The sequence below is a fragment of the Microbacterium aoyamense genome, assembly GCF_023155855.1.
GTDB lineage: Bacteria > Actinomycetota > Actinomycetes > Actinomycetales > Microbacteriaceae > Microbacterium > Microbacterium aoyamense.
Map to the genome: position 1 here is coordinate 1,092,803 of NZ_JAKNUT010000001.1, position 16,946 is coordinate 1,109,748.

Annotated in this window: 18 protein-coding genes; 2 read left to right on the plus strand and 16 right to left on the minus strand. The window is 71.1% G+C overall.

The annotated features are described in order from the left end of the window. Positions 1 to 3: 3 nt before the first annotated feature. A complete protein-coding gene (locus MA876_RS05625) occupies positions 4 to 906 on the plus strand; it encodes an ABC transporter ATP-binding protein (protein WP_248146795.1) in 903 nt (300 codons plus the stop codon). Next, positions 903 to 1,676 carry an ABC transporter ATP-binding protein gene (locus tag MA876_RS05630; RefSeq protein WP_248146797.1) on the plus strand — a complete coding sequence of 258 codons (774 nt, stop codon included), beginning with the start codon at positions 903 to 905 and terminating at the stop codon, positions 1,674 to 1,676. Before MA876_RS05625 ends, MA876_RS05630 begins: the two co-directional genes overlap by 4 nt. Before the next feature lie 2 nt (positions 1,677 to 1,678). On the opposite strand, the gene MA876_RS05635 is transcribed toward MA876_RS05630, so the two are convergent. The 16 genes from MA876_RS05635 to MA876_RS05710 all read right to left on the minus strand — a co-directional run bounded on the left by MA876_RS05635 (position 1,679) and on the right by MA876_RS05710 (position 16,851). After that, positions 1,679 to 1,960, minus strand: a complete 282-nt coding sequence (locus MA876_RS05635) for a hypothetical protein (protein WP_248146799.1) — start codon at positions 1,958 to 1,960, stop codon at positions 1,679 to 1,681. Between the two features lie 5 nt (positions 1,961 to 1,965). After that, complete coding sequence (locus MA876_RS05640) at positions 1,966 to 3,477, minus strand: flotillin family protein (RefSeq protein ID WP_248146801.1); 1,512 nt, start codon at positions 3,475 to 3,477, stop codon at positions 1,966 to 1,968. A gap of 27 nt (positions 3,478 to 3,504) precedes the next feature. Next, positions 3,505 to 3,972, minus strand: a complete 468-nt coding sequence (locus MA876_RS05645; protein WP_248146802.1) for an NfeD family protein — start codon at positions 3,970 to 3,972, stop codon at positions 3,505 to 3,507. A gap of 44 nt (positions 3,973 to 4,016) precedes the next feature. Beyond that, complete coding sequence (locus MA876_RS05650; protein ID WP_248146804.1) at positions 4,017 to 4,391, minus strand: hypothetical protein; 375 nt, start codon at positions 4,389 to 4,391, stop codon at positions 4,017 to 4,019. Continuing rightward, positions 4,381 to 8,394 (minus strand): type VII secretion protein EccCa, encoded by a 4,014-nt coding sequence (eccCa, locus tag MA876_RS05655; RefSeq protein ID WP_248146806.1) that lies wholly within the window; start codon positions 8,392 to 8,394, stop codon positions 4,381 to 4,383. Before eccCa ends, MA876_RS05650 begins: the two co-directional genes overlap by 11 nt. Then, on the minus strand, positions 8,391 to 9,173 hold the full coding sequence (locus MA876_RS19260; protein ID WP_248146807.1) for a hypothetical protein: 783 nt from the start codon (positions 9,171 to 9,173) through the stop codon (positions 8,391 to 8,393). Before MA876_RS19260 ends, eccCa begins: the two co-directional genes overlap by 4 nt. Continuing rightward, on the minus strand, positions 9,170 to 10,513 hold the full coding sequence (locus MA876_RS05665; protein ID WP_248146809.1) for an EsaB/YukD family protein: 1,344 nt from the start codon (positions 10,511 to 10,513) through the stop codon (positions 9,170 to 9,172). The genes MA876_RS19260 and MA876_RS05665 overlap by 4 nt, the downstream gene beginning before the upstream one ends. Then, on the minus strand, positions 10,510 to 10,764 hold the full coding sequence (locus MA876_RS05670) for a hypothetical protein (protein ID WP_248146811.1): 255 nt from the start codon (positions 10,762 to 10,764) through the stop codon (positions 10,510 to 10,512). The genes MA876_RS05665 and MA876_RS05670 overlap by 4 nt, the downstream gene beginning before the upstream one ends. After that, positions 10,764 to 11,819, minus strand: coding sequence for a DUF6177 family protein (locus tag MA876_RS05675; RefSeq protein WP_248146813.1), 1,056 nt, complete (start codon positions 11,817 to 11,819; stop codon positions 10,764 to 10,766). The genes MA876_RS05670 and MA876_RS05675 overlap by 1 nt, the downstream gene beginning before the upstream one ends. After that, entirely contained in the window at positions 11,816 to 12,586 is a 771-nt protein-coding gene (locus MA876_RS05680) for an FHA domain-containing protein (protein ID WP_248146815.1), read from the minus strand. The genes MA876_RS05675 and MA876_RS05680 overlap by 4 nt, the downstream gene beginning before the upstream one ends. Before the next feature lie 101 nt (positions 12,587 to 12,687). Beyond that, a complete protein-coding gene (locus MA876_RS05685) occupies positions 12,688 to 13,143 on the minus strand; it encodes a hypothetical protein (protein WP_248146816.1) in 456 nt (151 codons plus the stop codon). Between the two features lie 24 nt (positions 13,144 to 13,167). Continuing rightward, positions 13,168 to 13,446, minus strand: a complete 279-nt coding sequence (locus MA876_RS05690) for a hypothetical protein (protein WP_248146817.1) — start codon at positions 13,444 to 13,446, stop codon at positions 13,168 to 13,170. Beyond that, positions 13,443 to 15,824, minus strand: a complete 2,382-nt coding sequence (locus tag MA876_RS05695; RefSeq protein ID WP_248146818.1) for a hypothetical protein — start codon at positions 15,822 to 15,824, stop codon at positions 13,443 to 13,445. Before MA876_RS05695 ends, MA876_RS05690 begins: the two co-directional genes overlap by 4 nt. Next, entirely contained in the window at positions 15,824 to 16,168 is a 345-nt protein-coding gene (locus MA876_RS05700) for a DUF6507 family protein (protein ID WP_275561844.1), read from the minus strand. The genes MA876_RS05695 and MA876_RS05700 overlap by 1 nt, the downstream gene beginning before the upstream one ends. Before the next feature lie 22 nt (positions 16,169 to 16,190). Then, positions 16,191 to 16,502: a pore-forming ESAT-6 family protein gene (locus MA876_RS05705; RefSeq protein ID WP_248146820.1), complete on the minus strand. Its 312-nt coding sequence runs from the start codon at positions 16,500 to 16,502 to the stop codon at positions 16,191 to 16,193. A 13-nt stretch (positions 16,503 to 16,515) separates the two neighbouring features. Further along, positions 16,516 to 16,851: a hypothetical protein gene (locus MA876_RS05710; RefSeq protein ID WP_248146821.1), complete on the minus strand. Its 336-nt coding sequence runs from the start codon at positions 16,849 to 16,851 to the stop codon at positions 16,516 to 16,518. Positions 16,852 to 16,946 lie beyond the last annotated feature (95 nt).

Here is a 16,946-nt window from a genome sequence, read left to right on the forward strand (position 1 = left end):
ACCGTGACAGAACCCGCGATCCTCTGCGCCGACCTCGTTCGGATCTTCACCGCGAAGGGCATCGAGGTGCAGGCGCTGCAGGGACTCAATCTGCGCATCGAGGCCGGCGAGCTCGTCGCCGTCGTCGGCGCGTCGGGGTCGGGCAAGTCGACGCTCCTCTCGATCCTCTCGAGCCTCGACACGCCTTCGGCCGGAACGGCCCGCGTCGGCGGGCGCGATCTGCTCACCATGACTCCCAAAGGTCGCGTGGACTTCCGGCGCCGCGTCGTCGGGTTCGTCTGGCAGCAGACATCCCGCAATCTCCTTCCCTACCTCACGGCGACCGAGAACGTCGGCGCCGCGCTCGCAGTCGCCGGGCTCGTGCCACGCGCTGAGCGGGCCGCCCGCGCGGCCGAGATGCTGGAGCTGCTCGAGATCTCCCACCGTGCGGACCGTCGACCGAGCGAGCTGTCGGGCGGTGAGCAGCAGCGCGTCGCCATCGCGATCGCCCTGGCCAACCGTCCGGAGGTGCTGCTGGCGGACGAGCCGACGGGCGAGCTCGACGACGAGACGTCGGCGCACGTTCTCGAGGCGATGCGCGCCGCGAACCGCGAGCTCGGCGTCACGACCCTGATCGTGACGCACGACCCGTCGGTGTCCTCGCACGTCGCCCGCACCGTCCAGATCCGCGACGGCCGCACGGCGACCGAAGTGCTGCGCACGACGGAGATCGACGAAGAGGGCGCCGAGCGCCACGTCGCCGCCGAGTACGCCGTGCTCGACAAGGTGGGCCGGATGCAGCTGCCCGAGGAGTACATGAAAGCCCTCGAACTGAAGGACCGCGTGCGGCTCGACCTCGAGCCCGATCATGTCTCGGTGCGCCCCGGGCAGCCCCACCCCCGCACGTCTTCGGAGGAACAGCCGTGACCGAGCCGATCCTTCTCGCCGCGAGCCTCACGCGCACGTTCTCCACTCCCGGCGGTGAAGTCCACGCCGTCGACGGCATCGACCTCGCCGTCCATCCCGGTGAGCTCCTCGTCGTGCGGGGCGCCTCCGGCGCCGGCAAGACGACGCTCCTGAACCTCCTCGGCGGTCTCGACGAGCCCACATCCGGCCGCGTCGTCCTCGACGGGCAGGATCTCGCCTCGCTGTCGGAGTCTGCGCTCGCCGACATCCGGCACCGCGCCCTCGGCATCGTGTTCCAGTCGTTCGGCCTCATCCCCGTGCTCTCTGCGGCCGAGAACGTCGAAGTGCCCCTGCGGATCTCGCGCACCGAGCCGCGCGAGCGCGACGAGCGGGTCGCCGCAGCGCTCGCCGAAGTCGGGCTCTCGGGCCAGGCGGCCCAACGACCCGACGAGCTCTCCGGCGGTCAGCAGCAGCGCGTCGGCATCGCGCGGGCGATCGTGACCCAGCCGCGCGTGCTCATCGCCGACGAGCCGACCGGCCAGCTCGACAGTCGCACCGCGGCATCCATCATGGATCTCCTCGCGACGCTCACACACGAGCGCGGCATCGCCGCCGTCGTCGCGACGCACGATCCGCTGCTGGTCGCGCGTGCCGATCGTGTGATCGAGCTGCACGACGGCCGCGTCACGACGACGGAGACACAGGCGACGGATGCCGCGGCCGAGCCCGTGATGTCCGTCCCCCTCACGCGCGCAGAACTGCGCGCCGCGCGCGAACGCTCGGGCGACTGAGTTCAGCCCACCGCGAGGCGGTGAACGAGGTCTGCGGGCTCCGCGCGCAGCTGGGCGATCCGTCTTGGGGTGAACCGTCGCACCTGCAGGTCGACGATTGCGGCCGCCGCCACCTCGCTCACCGCGAAGGCGGCGGCGACCGCCGAGATCAGGTCGTCGTCGTCAGCGTCCGTGTCGATCGACGCGCACAGGTCGAGCAGCGTCGCCGGCTCCTCGAGAGCGAGGACGTACGCGCTGAGGATCCCCCGGCGCTCGAGCGCGTGACGGCGCTCCTCGGTGTCCACTGACCCTAGACCGCCGGGTCGGTCGGAGCCGCCGTGCCCTTCGCCGCCTTCTTGGCCGCTCCCGCGACCGCCGCGGTCTCGACCGGCACGTCGAGCGACTTGAGCGCGAACGCCTGCATGAGCGTCGTCAGGTCGAGCCCCGTCAGGTTCTTGACGACCTCGGTGCCCTCGCCGAGCACCTTGCCGACCGTCTTCGTCACCTCGGACGCCCCGTCGGTCGACACGACCGTGAGCTTGTCGATGTTGCCGATCGGCGCCGCCGCGGCGGCGACGATCTCGGGCAGACGCGAGATGATCTCCTGCGCGAGGGCGGCCTCGCCGTACTTCTGCAGCGCGAGCGCCTTGGCGTCTGTCGCGGCGGCCTCGGCGAGACCCTCGGCCTGGATCGCGGTGGCGCGGGCCTCACCTTCGGCGCGCACACCCGCGGCGAGGGCCACCTGGCGGTCGCGCTCGGCCTCACCGGCGAAGCGCACGGCCGTCGCGGACGCCTCGGCATCCTGCACAGCGGCGACCTTGTTCGCCTCGGCGATCTTCGTCCGCTTGAAGGCGTCGGCCTCGGTCGCGGCGTTCGCGGCGTCGCGCTGCGCCGTCGCCCGCTGCACCTCGGCGTAGGCCTGCGCCTCGGCGGGCTTGCGCACCTCGATGTCGAGGCGCTCCTGCGTCACGAGCGCCTGCTCGGTGAGCGCTTCGCGCTCCTGCACGGCGACGAGCTTGTCCTGTTCGGCGGTCGCGAGCTGACCGGCCGCCTGCGCGTTGGCGTTGGCTCGGTCGGTCTCGGCCTTGATCGAGGCTTGGCGCAGCGACAGCGCCTTCTGGCGTTCAGCGATCTGCTCGGCAGCCTCGATGCGCGCGAACTCACTGGCACGGGATGCCTCGGCTTCGCTGACCTCGGCGACCTGACGTGCGCGGGCCGCCTCGGCGCGACCGAGGTTGGCGAGGTAATCGCTGCCCGGCGTCGAGATGTCGCTGATGTTGAGGAGGTCGACCTGCAGGCCCTGCTCGACGAGATCGGCCTTCGTCTCGGCCACGACGCGGTCAGACAGTCCCTTGCGGTCCGAGATGATCTGCTCGATCGTCATGTCGCCGATGATCGAGCGCAGCGATCCCTCGAGGGATTCCTTGATGATCTCGGTCAGGGCGTCCTGCTGCGAGAGGAAGCGCTGACCGGCGCGGCGCACGCCCTCTTCGGTGCCGGAGACCTTGAAGTTGATGGACGCCTTGATGGCGATCTTGATGCGGTTCTTGTCGACGCCCTCGACCGTGATGCCGATCTGGCGCTGCTCGAGCGAGATCGAGAAGCCCTGCTGCAGGATCGGCCACACGAACGTGCGACCGCCGATCACGACGCGCTGGCCGGTCACCTCACCCGGCGCCGCCTTGCCCGCACCGCGCCCGACGATGATGAGGGCCTCGTTCGGGGGCACGCGGCGGATGCGGCGTGCGATGAACACGATGAGCCCCAGCACCGCCACGACGAGGGCGATGATGGCGATGACCTGGATGAGTTCGTTCGTCATGCTGTCCTTTCGAGGACGGTGGGAGGACTAGTCCGCGACGACTTTGACGCGGGTGCCGGCGTGCTCGACGACACGGATGCGCACGCCCTCGGCGATGGGTTCGTCCGAGTAGGCGAGGCGCCGCTCGATCTCGTGCGGGCCGTCGAGGCTCACCTCGCCGCCCGACGGTGAGATCGACGAGCGGGTGACGCCGGTCTGGCCGACGGCGGAGACGGGCACGCCATCGGAGCTCTTGGTGAGCTTCTTCACGAGCAGGAGGGCGACCAGATAGGCCGCGATGGCGAGGATCGCCGCGAGGACGTACGCCCACACCTGATCGAGGCCGGCTGTCGAGGTCAGGACCCCGGACGCCCCGAAGACGACCGCGGCGACGCCGAGCGCGGTGCCCGAGATCGCGCCCTCGCCGATCTCGAAGTGATCGAAGATGTCGCCGACGATGAGCGAGATCAGGAGGACGGCCAGGCCGACACCGCCGACGATGAGGAAGGGGAGCATTCAGGACCTCTTTTCACCGCTGCGTGCCGGGGGTTCTCTCCACCCTATCGAGGCGATCGCCGGCTCGGCGCGAGACCCTGATGGTGTGTGGATGAGTGCGAAGCGCGCGCCGCCTCGTCGAGGACCGCGGCACCGACCTCCCCGCCCGGACCCCACGGCGTGTAGGCGTCGGTCCACCAGCGCGTGCCGGCAGGAGGGCGGACTCCGGGGAGCAGGCGATCGATCTCGTCGAGCACCGGCAGCAGCCTCGGTCGCAGCACCGAGAGCACAGCCACGTCGTCGATGACGACCTGGAGGACGGCGCCCTCGTCGAGCGCGCGCAACTCGAACTCGACCCCTGCGAGAACGATCGCCGCGGCCGACGCGACGGCATCACCCGTGGTCGGCGTCGGGCCGAGCACGACGCTGCTACGAGGCATCCGTCGTCCTTTCCCGGCGCCGCGTGCGCGTGGCAGGCTCCGCCTCGACCGTGGGCATCGCGCCCGTCGTCGCGGGGAGATCCGCGGGCAGCGGGGCATCCGTCGCCTCAGCCGGCACGAAGTGCGCGAGCTGCACAAGCGCGGGCCGCTCACCGCGTCGGGCGAGGCGACCGCGCCCGGCGATCATCGGCTCGGCGTAGAGCTTCGGCAGGAGTTGTCCCTCAGCGCGGTCGCCCGACATCACGAGGGTCGTGCCGCCCGTGTCGCGGACGGCCTGGAGCGCGACATCGAACATGGCCCGCGATGCTCCGGCGACGGGGCGGGCCACGACGACGTTGAGGCGCAGGTCGCGCGCCGACGCGAGGTAGGGCAGGAGGGGTCTGAGGGGCTCGGTGCCACCCGCCGCGAGGATGTCGAAGTCGTCGGCGATCACGAGGATGCGGGGGCCCGAGGCATCCCGCGTCGTCTGCCGCTTCTCGAGCTCTGTCGCGATCGATTCCGCGAGCAGCCGTGCCTGCCGGCCGCTCGTCGCGTGTCCACCCAGATACGCATCCGGCACGTCCACGGCGAGGTCGCCACGGGAGTCCATGAGCGCGACGACGAGCTCCTCGGGAGAGTGCCGGTCGATCGCGCCCTGCACGATGCCGCGGAGCGCGGTCGTCTTCCCGCAGCGACTGTCGCCCAGGACGAGCAGGTGCGGATCGCGCGTCGCCAGATCGAGCGACACCGGCTGCATCGTGTCCTGACGCAGGCCCACGGGGATCTCGTCGGGCTCGTCGAGGGCGTCGGGGAGCTCCGTCGGCGCCAGATCGTCCGGGAGCAGTCGGATGGGAGCCGCTCCGGGGCCACCCCAGCGCGCCGCGGTCTCGCGGGCGATCCGTTCCAGCGCTTCGCCCACGTCGGCGTCGTCGACCTCCTCGAGCAGGGGGAGCGCGATCTGCGCGAACAGCTTCTCGTCCGTGAGCACGCGTCCGGGCTCGTCGGCGCGCAGCGCCGCCGAGAGCTTGCGCGCGATCTGCGAGTCGGCCGGATCGTTGATCTTGAGCTCGAGACGCGTCCCGACGAGTCCCTGCAGGTTCAGGCGCAGCTCGCTCCACCGCGACAGCGTGACCACGACGTGGATGCCGAAGCTCCCGCCGCGTTCGAGCAGCTGCGCCAGCGGGCCCTCGAGCTCCTCGAAGTCGCTGCGCAGGGCGCCGAGTCCGTCGACGAGCAGGACGACGTCCGCGCTCGGAAGCGCGGGGAGACGGCCCTCGGCGTGCTGGCGGCGCATGTCGGCGAGCGAGTCGAGACCCTGTTCGCGGAAGACGCGCTCCCTGACCGCGAGCATCGCGGTGAGCTCCTCGACGAGACGGGTGAGCCGCTCGCGGTGGCCGCGCGTCGCGACGCCGCCGACGTGCGGGAACGGCTCGATGCGCGCGAGCCCTCCGCCCGTCAGGTCCATTCCGTAGATGCTCACCTCGCGCGGAGAGTGCGTGAACGAGAGGGATGCCGCGAGCGTCCGCAGGAACGTCGACCTGCCCGACTGCGGCGCGCCCGTGATCGACACGTGTCCGCCCGATCGCGTGAGGTCGAGCATCCACGGCGCCTGGCGCTGGCGCGTGGGGTCGTCCAGGAGCCCGATGGGCGCACGCAGCCCGCCGCCCTGGCCCTCGGCGCTCGGAAGCACGCCGCCGAGCGTCAGGACGGGCGGCAGGGGCGGAAGCCAGACCGGCCGCGTGCGGGTCACGCCGCGCGTGAGCCTGTCGGTCGCCGCCTGGACCAGGGTGCGCCCGGTCACCGGCACTTCGGGCTCCTCTGGTGCCGGAGCCTCGTCGTCGACCGCGGGTGGCGCGTCCCACGGGGGCAGCACGAGCACGGTGGGAGCCCCGGGATCGCGCGGTCCCGCATCCACCGGGTCGGGCACGAGCCCCGAGACATAGGCCGCGCGGAATCGCGTGTAGACCGAGGTGTCGACCTTGAGGTAGCCGAACCCCGGGATCGCCGGCAGGTGGAACGCATCGGGCGAATCGAGGACGACGGCCGACTCGGCCTCGGAGAACGTGCGCAGGCCGATCCGGTACGACAGGTAGGTGTCGAGACCGCGCAGGCGCCCGCCCTCGATGCGCTGGCTCGACAGGAGCAGGTGCACGCCGATCGATCGGCCGATGCGGCCGATCGTGAGCAGCAGCTCGACGAAGTCGGGTTCGGCGGTCAGCAACTCGCCGAACTCGTCGATCACGAGGAACAGGTGCGGCAGCGCAGGAAGAGCGGGCTGTTCGCGCCGCAGCTGGCGATAGTGGCCGATGGATGCCGCGTTGCCGGCATCCTTCAGCAGTCTCTGTCGGCGGACGACCTCGCCCTGGATGCTCGATCGCGCGCGCTCGGTGAGCTGCGGATCGTCGGCGAGGTTGTCGATGATGCCCGCGACGTGCGGGAGGCCCGCGAAGGGCGCGAACGCCGCGCCACCCTTGTAGTCGACGAGGATCATGCTGAGGTCGTCCGGCCCGTGGGTCATCGCGAGGCCGAGGATGAGGGTGCGCAGCAGCTCGCTCTTGCCCGACCCCGTCGCGCCGATGCAGATGCCGTGCGGGCCCATGCCGAGCTGCGCGGACTCCTTCAGGTCGAGCAGGACGGGAGCGCCGCGGTCGTCGACGCCGATCGGCACGCGGAGGAAGTCGCCGGGGGAGCGGGCGGACCACGCGTCCCGCAGGTCGATCGTCTCGACGTCGCCGATCCCGAGCAGCTCCGTGACATCCGGCGGCAGAGTGGCGTGCGCGTCGGCCGCGCTCGTGCGGGTGAGACGGAGGCCTGCAAGCGGACGCGCGACGACGTCGAGGAGGGCGGTCCCGACATCGTCGGGACGGATGCCGGGCACGGGATCCTCGCCCGTGCCCGGCGTCTCGATGGTCGCACCGTCGGCCGTCGCCGTCACACGTGCCGAGACAGCGCCCGGCTCTTTGAGTCGGTCGTCCACGACATGGATGACGGTGAGTCCCAGGTCGGCCAGATCGAGCGCCGAGTCGAGTCGCGGGACGGGAGTGGACGTGCCGGTGCCCTCGTCGATGAAGACGATGAGGCGCCCGGGCTTCGTGCGTCGGCCGCTGCGACGGCTGGCGGCCGCCGAGGCGATGCGGTCGCGGAGTTCGTCGGCCATGATCGTCCACAGCTCGGAGAGCGTCGGCGCGATCCGACGGGCGGCGAGACGACCGGCGGACGGCGTACCGGCGACGTGGGGCAGCAGGTCGAGACCGTCCCAGTCCCGCCTCGACGCCTCCGGCACCACGGCGGCGATGTGCACGTCGTCTGGCGAGTGGAAGGTGGCGATCTGAGCGGCGAGCGCCCGCGCGATCGGCAGCGCGTCCTTCCGGTCGCCGACGATCGAGACGTGGCCCCCGCGTTCCAGATCCAGGATCGCGGGCATGCCCTGAGCGACGCCCGCGAGTCGCACGAGCCGCTCGGCCGAGCCCTTCATGACGGGGTCGAAGGGCTGCACGGGGTTCTGCTCCGGGGGCAGCCGCACGTCGATCGCATGGAGATCCCCGACGCCGATCCGCACGCGGAGGAAGTCGAGGTCGCCCGGTCGGCGCTCCCAGCGCCTGGCCGGATGCGTGCCGATCTCGACCAGCGACGGTGGATCGGGATGCAGCGCGAGCGCAGCATCCCGATGCGTGTCGGCGAGCTCGCGGACGGCGGCGCGCGTCTCTTCGAGGTAGTCGAGGTAGCGCTCGCGCTGGACGCGACGCTGGCGAGCGGCGTTGCCGCGCGCGGTGAACGCCATGCCGATGCCGCCGACGAGTGCGACGACGAGGATGACGGCGCCCACGACGACCATGACGGGGTTGTTGCGCAGCAGCACGATCATCGTGATCGACGAGAGGCTGCCGACGACCGGGAGCAGCGATTGCAGCGGGAAGCCCTGCGTGTTGTCGCCGATCGGCGGCGGCGGTGCGAGCACGAACTCGGCCGGCGGATCGAGCGGCTGAGTGACACGGGCCGGACGATGGATGACGCGGACGCTCACGCGGCAGCCTCCGGTCCGGCCACGAGGGCGGCGCACAGGCGCAGGAGCGCCATCCGGGTCGCGTGCGCGGTCGGTTCCCGGTGCGCGCGGGGCGCGGGGCTGCGCGGGATGCCCACGACGGGCCAGGGGTCGGCATCCATCGCCCGCGCGGTCGCGCCGCCGCCGCGGCGATCGAGGATCGCGAAGACGGGGAGCGGCGACTCGGGCAGCGCCATGATCGCGGGTCCAAGGGCGCGGGCGAGCTCGGCCCGCTCGCGGCGCGCATCGGCCACGATGCAGACGGCGTCGCAGAGCGCCGCGCATGCCGCGAAGTCGTCGAGCGGGTGCCGCGCCCCGAAGTCCGTCACGCAGACGTCGAAGAAGCGGGAGACCGGGGCGGCATCGCTGATCCACGCCTCGACGGGGCCGTCGTCGCTCCGACCGCGCAGGCCGTACCACCCGGCACCGTGCGTGAGCCCCTCGACGGCTTCGGCCGTCACGCGGGGGGCGGGGCGCGCAGCTCGAGGCGCCGCCGTGATCCCGAGACGGGCGGCGAACTCCCCGCCGGCCGTGACGTCGACGGCGAGCACGGGCTCGCGGCGCCGGGCGGCGAGCACACGGGTCGTCCTCGCGGCAAGCGTCGCCGTATCGAGGCCGGCGTCCAGCGAGACGAAGCCGATGCGGCGCGTCGTCGCCGAGCGGCGGCGGATCGCGGCATCCCACCCCGTCAGTTCTCGTCGCCGAGCCACACCGCTGCCGAAAACGGCACCGGGCAGCCCCCGCACGTCGATCGTCGTCACGAGCCACCGCCGAACATGCCGAGGAGTTCGTCGTAGACGCCCAGCGCACCCAGCAGCACGGGCAGAAGTGCGACGACCGCGAGCGTCTCGAGCACGTTGCCGAACCCGCGCAGACGTGCACGCACGTGCGGGCGCGGGCTCACGAGCACCATGACGGCCACGACGACGGCGGCGCCCAGCGCGACGGCGGCGCCGACCCAGCCGTACGCGCCCGACAGGTAGCGCACGACGGCTGCGGCCGCGATCGCGACGACGACCGCCCACAGCACCCAGCCCTGCGCGCGGAGCGGGAAAGCGCGCGAGCGGAGCGCGGCGACCAGACCGAAAGCGAGGGCGAGGAGCCCGGGCCACAGTCCGCCGTCCAGCACGAGGGCGACGCCCGTGATGCCGAGCACGGCCGCGACGGCCGCGACGCTCCACGTCAGGGCGGCGTAGGCGTCGTCGATCGACGTCCGCGCTTCGGAACGGGCGACTCGCTCGCCCGCACCGACCCGCTGATCGAGGTCGGTGAGCCCTGCGGCCGAGAGCGCGATCCACGGCAGGGGACCGGTGGCGAACGCGGCGACGGTGCCGGCGATCGCGGCGGCGGCCGTGGCATCCATCCCTGCCACGAGCATGACGCCGAGGAGCGTTCCCAGCACGGCGCCGAGGGCTCCGCCGGCGGCGGCTCCGGTGCGGCGTCGAGCGACACCCAGGCACAGCAGGACGACGGTCGACTCGGCCGCGACGAGCACGGCGGCGCCGGTCAGCAGCGCGGCGTCCGCGTGGACCTGTGCGTATGCGGTGGACGACGCGACCGCGAGCGGGATCGCGAGACCGGCAGCGGCGGCCGCGATCGTGCCCGCCACCGCGCGCAGCCCGCCCAGTCCCAGGCCGGTCGCGACGGCGAGCAGCGCTCCGAACGCGATCAGCAGGGCGACCGCAGCGGCGATCGACCCGCCGAACGGCGCGAGGAATCCCGCGACGGCGACGGCCAGAGCGATCCCTGTGCAGCCGGCGACGGTGCGCGCAGTGGAGTCCCAGCGATCCGTGCGCTCGTCGTGCGCGTCGGCCGCGGCATCGGTCACGTCGATGACGACCGGCGGCGGGGGTGCCGCGTCGAGGCGCACGAGCCTCACGATCGTGCCGTCTACGAGCCCCTGCTGGACGGGCGACCGCCCGATGTCGAGCTGGTCGCCGTCGGGAGCCACGAGCGTGAGCGGGCGCGACACCGTGCCCGAGGTCTCGCCGAGCAGATCGATCAGTCGGGGCAGCGCGACGCCGAGGGGGTCGTCGCTCGCGACGACGACGTCCGCGCGACGCGACGCGCCGACGACGGTCAGGCGGGTGTAATCGCTCACAGCGACTCCTCGAGCTCGACGACGATCGACGGTGCCGAATCCGCCTGCGCGGAAAGCAGCTGCGTGACGAACGAGACGCCCACCGTCGCGGCACACGCGATGGCGGCGACGATGATGGACCCGACGAGGCGCTTCATGTGGTCGTTGACGGTGCGACGCTCGGCGATCCGGCCGTAGAGCAGAGCTGCGCCGAGGCGCATCCGCTCGATCTTGGCCTGTTCGATGAGCACGGTATCGCGGTGATCGGGCATCAGTCCTCGCTCGAGGGTCGACGGAGTGCGGTCGCGACGTGCGGTGCGACCGAGAGCAGGGTGGCGACGCGGGCCGGGTCGAGCGTCGCGAGGACGTCGGCCAGGCGCTGCCAGCCGCCGCCCTGAACGGAGCCCAGCGGCACGACGGCGCCGGGCAGTCGCGGACTGCCCACGCTCGTACCGCCGACCTCGACGACCCAGCGCGCGGGGTCGACGTCGAGGGCGCGGAGCCCGGGCGGACCGATCAGCAGAGCGAGCGGTTCGGGCTGGGGGACGGCGGTCCCCCGACGCGCGAGGTCGGGTGCACCGAGAGCCGCGAAGACGACGCCGAGGAGGGGCATCCCGATCCCGGCCGCCCTCGTGAGGAACGCCTGAGCGTCGTCGTCCTGCAGGTTCTCGACACCCGCCCAGACGCGGGTCGTCTCTTCGACGCCCTCGGCCGTGCGGGCGATGTGGAGCGTGCCGACCACGGGCTTCGGACCGTGCGTGACCGCCGCCCAGCGGCTGTCCGACGGCATCCTCCGCCGCGATCTCTCAGTGACGTCGTCGCGGTCCCACGCCGCCACGAGCGGCTCGGTCGCACCCCAGGCGGACGGTGCCGCGGCGGCGAACGACTCGGACGCCGCCTCGAGGACGCCGCCGAGGCGCAGCGGCCTGCTCGTGCGATGCCGCGTCGACACGGTCGCCACGACCTGCAGGCGGGACGTGATGGATGCCCGGGTGTACGCGGGATGCACGCCGTGCGCCGTCGGGAGTCGGGGCAGATCGAGAACCTCCTGCACAGCGGCCAACGGCGCGCCCGTGCGAGTGTCGTAGAGCCCGTCATCGGCCGTGCGCGCGACCCAGTGACCTCCGACGGCCGACAACGCCTCGGCGAGGGGCTGCGTCATCCGGGCGTACTCATCCGAGACGATGATCGGCCGGGCTCCCGCGACGGCGACCTTGTGCAGGAAGTCGCTCATCCCCACGCCGAAGGCGATGACCTCGGCGCGCGTCTCGGTGGCGGCCCAGCCGTCGCCGGCCCCGTCGATGAGCGGATGATCGGCGTTGATCATGTCGGCGCTCCGACCGACACGATGCGGTCGCCGAGCTCGAGATCGACGCCCATCGGCACCGGTGTTCGCTGGAAGGGCAGCAGGGGCTGCGGGCCGGATGCCGTGCGCAGCGCGGTGCCGTTGGTCGAACCCAGGTCGGTGACCCACACGGTGCGGCCGTCCCACTCGAGACGCGCGTGCGATTTGGAGAGCGTGCGCGACAGATCGGCCCACTGGTACACCGCGGCGGGCGCGTCCTCGGGCGCGGACGGGATGCGCCCCAGCACGAGCGCCGAGTGGAGGGACAGGCGCTCGCCCGAGTCGAGCACGACGATCGCGGTCTGACCGGTGAGGCGGACAGGCCCGGTCACGGGGCGCTCGGCAGCGGAGGGGAAGACGAACGGCGAGAGGGCGGGTGCGAGCGGGTCGCGCCCGCGGCGGAGATCGACGGACGTGAGGCGGCCCGAGAGCATCGCCGGGAAGACGGATGCCCCTGCCGAGAGCCCGGTCGCGGCCACGACGGTTCGCGTGCCCGCTGCGCGGTCGCCGATCGACCGACCCGAGAGGGCGAGAATCCGCAGATCGAGCACGATCACCGCGAGGGCCGCCGCGACGAGCGCCCAGCCGCCGGCGGGGACGTGCAGCGCGAAGAGGGCGGCAGCGGCGAATGCGATGAGGCTGGGCACGACGAGGTCGAGGGCGACGGCGCCGAACCGCTGCGCGGAGGTCGCCCGCGCCGTGAGCACGAGCGGGTCGATCGCCGCGGGGGGATTCGAATCAATCGTCATGACGTGTCTCGCCTGGTTGCAGGGGCTTTCCGAGTCTAGTCAGCGGAATATCCCCCGTCGGTGAGCTTCGTCCACGCTGGCCGATGACTGCATCGAGGCACTCATGTCGTGAACGGGTGGTAGAGGCGTCCGGCGAACATCTCCTCGAATTCCTCTGCCTGTCGCGCCACCGCGGAGGGCGCATCGAGCCAGAGTCGCCGATAGAACCAGCGGTTGGTGAGCGCGGCGATCGCCGGCGCGGTGAGGTCGGGCCTGCGCGCCGCGAGGCGCTCGCGGTATGTCCGGCCCGCGTCGGCGGAGGGGATGGCGACGTCGCTCATATCGATCGACTCGGAGTCGACCACGGCCGCCTCGGCCTCAATGGCACGAGAGCTGACGGAAGGATCGAAGGCGTCATGCTCGAAAGTCAGCAGGTCTTTGAGGAGTCGAGCTCCTTCGAGGGCGTCGACGAGTGCAGCGGACTCATCGGGGAACGTCCGACGAGTGCTCTCGATGACACCGGACCGCTCGTCGGTGGTGACCGTGTGCCAACTGCCGTCACGCTCGAAGACGCACACCTTGTCTCAGAACCGCTTCGTCCGTCAACGCCATGTGAAGCTGAGAAGTGACACCAGAGCGCTTCGCGCCGAGTCTGATAGGCGTGGCGCGGAGGGGAGGGCGTCGACCTCGCGGCGTGCCCACCCGAACAGGTCGACAGCGCTGTCGTCGGGTCGGATCGCGTCCAGTTCGGCAATCACCTGCTCGACGTGTGCTCGCGTCGACTCGGAGGCCACCCGGTCGGGATGACGTCCGGGAATTGAGCTCTCGTCCTGCCCGACATAGCGAACGATCGCTTCGCTGAGGGTATCGTCAAGGGTCATTTCGAGGTCCTTTCGAATATCACCCGCAGTGATCCCGACTGAGGATCGACGGCGACGATTCTGGTCACGTCAGGATTGGACGTCAAGGCACCGAATTCGTAATCCTCCCAGGTGTTACCGACACGCAACTCTCGGCCGAGGACGACGTGGACCTCGCCGGATGCCGATTGCGCGTACCTACGAGACACCTCACCCCAGATGTGCTGAGTCGACTCACCCCATGGCGGCATCGCGATGCCGTTGTCCGTCAAGTAGGTCTCCAGCGTGACCGAGTCGTAACGATGCGCAAGGCCGGCGGCGATTCCGGAACTTCCGACGGGCTTCTCCATTCCATCGAAACTCGTTCGCCCCGACCAGAAGACATGCTTGTCCGGGGGGATGTTGAAGACGATCTCGTCAGGATTCACAGGGCCAACCGGAGGTTCAGGAGTTCTCGTTTCGAGCAACGACGCGATGTCGACATAGCCGGCCTCCGAACCCCAGGAGACGGAAGAATCACCGAGGGAAACCGGGTCCACCGGAACGTCGTCCGCACCGTCTCCGAGGGTACCGTCGTCGGTTGAGTGACCGAGGTCACCACCTGCGGAGTCGGCGACGTCGCCGCCTGATCCCGCGCCGTCACCCGTGCCATCGTGACCGCCGCCGCCTTCACCGCCGCTGCCGCCGCCGGAGTCGCCCGTCGTGGTGTCGGGATCGCGCACGATCGTCGTCTCGCCCGAGCCGCCCGTCTCGGTGCGGGTCGGAGCATCGTCGACGATGGAGTTCACGGGACCGGGCCCGGTCTCGCCTCGGACGCCGCCTGCCGCGACCAGCTCGGGCTCACGCACGGGCGCGGTGACCGCGGCATCCACTCCACCGTCGCCGGTGCGGAGGGCGTCGTCGAACGCGCCCGTCGGGAGCTCGACGCGGATGCCGGACGCTTCGAGCACCGGGGTGCCGTCGTCGAGGCGTGCCGTGACGGTGTTGAGATCGACACCGGCATCGGCCAGATAGTCGAGCGCGGATGCCGAGTCCATCGCGGTGTAGACCTCGATGTGCGGCGGGTCGAACGTCTTCGCCGCGAGGTCCATGCGACCGATGAGGTTGTCGAGCGATCCGAGCGCGCTGCCACCGAGACGCAGGGTGCCGTTGAGCGCCCACGCGGCCGGGTCGACGAAGTCGGCGACGCGCGCCATCTTGGACAGGACCGATGCCGCGGTGGACGCGGTCTTGACGCCTGCGACCGCTGCTCCGCCGACGGGGATCAGCAGCGTGCCGACGTTGAAGACCGATTCGCCGAGCGCGGTGCCGGGGTCGTCCTCCCACTTGTCCCACGCGATGAGGGCCTTGCCCGTGTTGAGCCAGGCCTCGTCGGCGGAGTCTTTGAAGTCGCGGATCTCATCGGGGAGGATGCCGCCACCGAACGCCTGGGCGGCGTCGTCGGCCATGAAGACGAGGTTGAGTGGAGGCGTGGCGCTGATGACCGCGCCGGCGGCGAGCATGCCGAGGTTGCCCCACGCGGCGCCGTACGCGTCACCCGAGAACCATTCGCCGGTCGCCGGGTTGTATCCCAGGACGAGCGTGCCGAGGCCCTGGACGGTGCCCCACACGCCGCCGACGGCGATGCCCTCCCAGAGGAAGTCCTTGACGACGAAGTTGAATGTGGCCTCGCCACAGCCCTCGGTGCGCTCGACGGGAGCGCCCCACGGCATCTCGGTGCCCTCGGGGATCTCCTCGATTCCGTACCCGAGCGGGTCGTTCTCGCTCGTCGCGGCGTGCAGCGGGGCGCCGCCGAAGAGGGCGCGGATCTTGTTCGCGCACGCGCGCTCGGCCTCCCACAGCGCGACCTGCTGCGCGTTGACGGCCGAGATCAGCTCGTTGTTGCGGTCGACGGCATCCTGATCCTCGTGCCACTCCTTCGTGACGTACCGGTACTGCGGGATGTCCTGCGTCGATTCGCCCGACGACGAGTACGCGCCGTAGGCGTTCCACGAGCCGGAGTACTGCGTCGCGCTCACATAGGCCGGGTTGAGCTCCCGTACCCGGACACCACGGTCCACGGTGTTGTCGACGAACCACTGCGCCTGCGCGCGCAACGAGTCGAGCTCGGCCTTGATCGGCCGCACATCCGCCGCGAACCGCGTCAGCGCGGACGCGACGACGTCGAGGTTGTCGCCCGCGGCCGTCGCCTGCTGCGAGACCGGTTGCATGAGCCCGAGCAGTGTGCCCGACTCGGGTGCCGCGTAGACGGCGGCCATGCCCTGCCACTTCTGGTGCACCGCGGAGCCGTTGTCGCGCACGGATCCGGCGATCGTGCCGATCGTCGCGGCGTTCGCCTCGATCGTATCGGGGTCGATGCTCTGTCCGGGGATCTGCTGAGGGTCGATCGCGGCCGGCATCACATCACCCCAGACGGAAGATCCGGGGGATACACGGCGGCGACGGAGGCGGACTGCGCGTTCGCCGCCATTTCGAGATCACCCGTCACGTACGCCTCGGTCGCCGTCACGACACCGGAGGCGGATGCGCTGATCCGCGCATTCATGCCCTCGATGCGGGGGCCCTCCTCGATCGTGAAGTAGGACTGGATCGCCTCGGCGATCGCCCCGGACTGCGTCGCGGTCACGGCGCCCTCCATCGCGGGACCCAGCCCCGCAAGCGATGTCCCGAGCGCCTCGGCGTACGTGTTCACGTCGGTGAGTACGGCGACCACGCCGGACGGCTGAATGCTCCAGTTCGTCATTCGTGCGTACGGTCAGCCGGGTTCAGCCGATCGCTTCGACGGCGGCGCGGGCTTTGCGGAGGGCGTCCTGCGCGGATTCGTCGTTGCGTTCGAGTGAGGAGCGGAGGGTCTGGATGATGCCGCGCACCTCGGCGGCGGCGTTCTTCCAGCGCAGCTCCTTGGCACGGTAGTCCTCGGACACGCCTTCCGCGGCGTAGTCGGCCATCGCCGCCTGCACGTCGCGGTCGCGCTGGTCGATGAGGGTCTCGAGGAGCGTTGCGACGCGGTTGAAGTTGTCCTGCGCGTTCTGGGATGCCGCGATGTCGTAGTCGCGACGGTCGCCCTGGTTCGCCATGATGCCCCGCCCCTTACTTTCCGGACCCGAACCGGGCCGCGTCGAACGCGGATCCGGCTTCGAGGCTCTGCGTCTGATCGACCATTGCGGTCTCGCCCTCGAGGAACGAGCGGTTCATGCCGCCGATGCCGCCCAGCACGCCGTCCAGCGCGGCCTTCAGCTCACCCGAGATCATGTCGGTGCGTCCCTTGAACCGGTCGAACGCGGCGCGTCCTGCGCCCTGGAATCGACCCTCGAGCGGCTCGGCCGCCTCGAGCAGCTGGCGGACGAGTCCCGCCAGCTCGTCGCTGGACCCGGACGTCGCCTTGCTCAGGACGGTGAGAGTGTCGGCACCCATCGCGAACTTCATGGTCGCTTCCCTTCTCGGATGCGAGGGGATCGGCATCCGATACATCAAGGCTAACCCGGCCACTCGGTAGACCATGTCCCCCAAATGGCCGATAA

Coding starts and splice junctions, on each gene's coding strand:
- MA876_RS05640 (WP_248146801.1), bottom strand. CDS start 3,477: ATGACGAACGAACTCATCCAGGTCATCGCCATCATCGCCCTCGTCGTG.
- MA876_RS05645 (WP_248146802.1), bottom strand. CDS start 3,972: ATGCTCCCCTTCCTCATCGTCGGCGGTGTCGGCCTGGCCGTCCTCCTG.
- MA876_RS05650 (WP_248146804.1), bottom strand. CDS start 4,391: ATGCCTCGTAGCAGCGTCGTGCTCGGCCCGACGCCGACCACGGGTGAT.
- MA876_RS05670 (WP_248146811.1), bottom strand. CDS start 10,764: ATGCCCGATCACCGCGATACCGTGCTCATCGAACAGGCCAAGATCGAG.
- MA876_RS05675 (WP_248146813.1), bottom strand. CDS start 11,819: ATGATCAACGCCGATCATCCGCTCATCGACGGGGCCGGCGACGGCTGG.
- MA876_RS05680 (WP_248146815.1), bottom strand. CDS start 12,586: ATGACGATTGATTCGAATCCCCCCGCGGCGATCGACCCGCTCGTGCTC.
- MA876_RS05690 (WP_248146817.1), bottom strand. CDS start 13,446: ATGACCCTTGACGATACCCTCAGCGAAGCGATCGTTCGCTATGTCGGG.
- MA876_RS05695 (WP_248146818.1), bottom strand. CDS start 15,824: ATGCCGGCCGCGATCGACCCTCAGCAGATCCCCGGACAGAGCATCGAC.
- MA876_RS05700 (WP_275561844.1), bottom strand. CDS start 16,168: ATGACGAACTGGAGCATTCAGCCGTCCGGCGTGGTCGCCGTACTCACC.
- MA876_RS05705 (WP_248146820.1), bottom strand. CDS start 16,502: ATGGCGAACCAGGGCGACCGTCGCGACTACGACATCGCGGCATCCCAG.
- MA876_RS05710 (WP_248146821.1), bottom strand. CDS start 16,851: ATGAAGTTCGCGATGGGTGCCGACACTCTCACCGTCCTGAGCAAGGCG.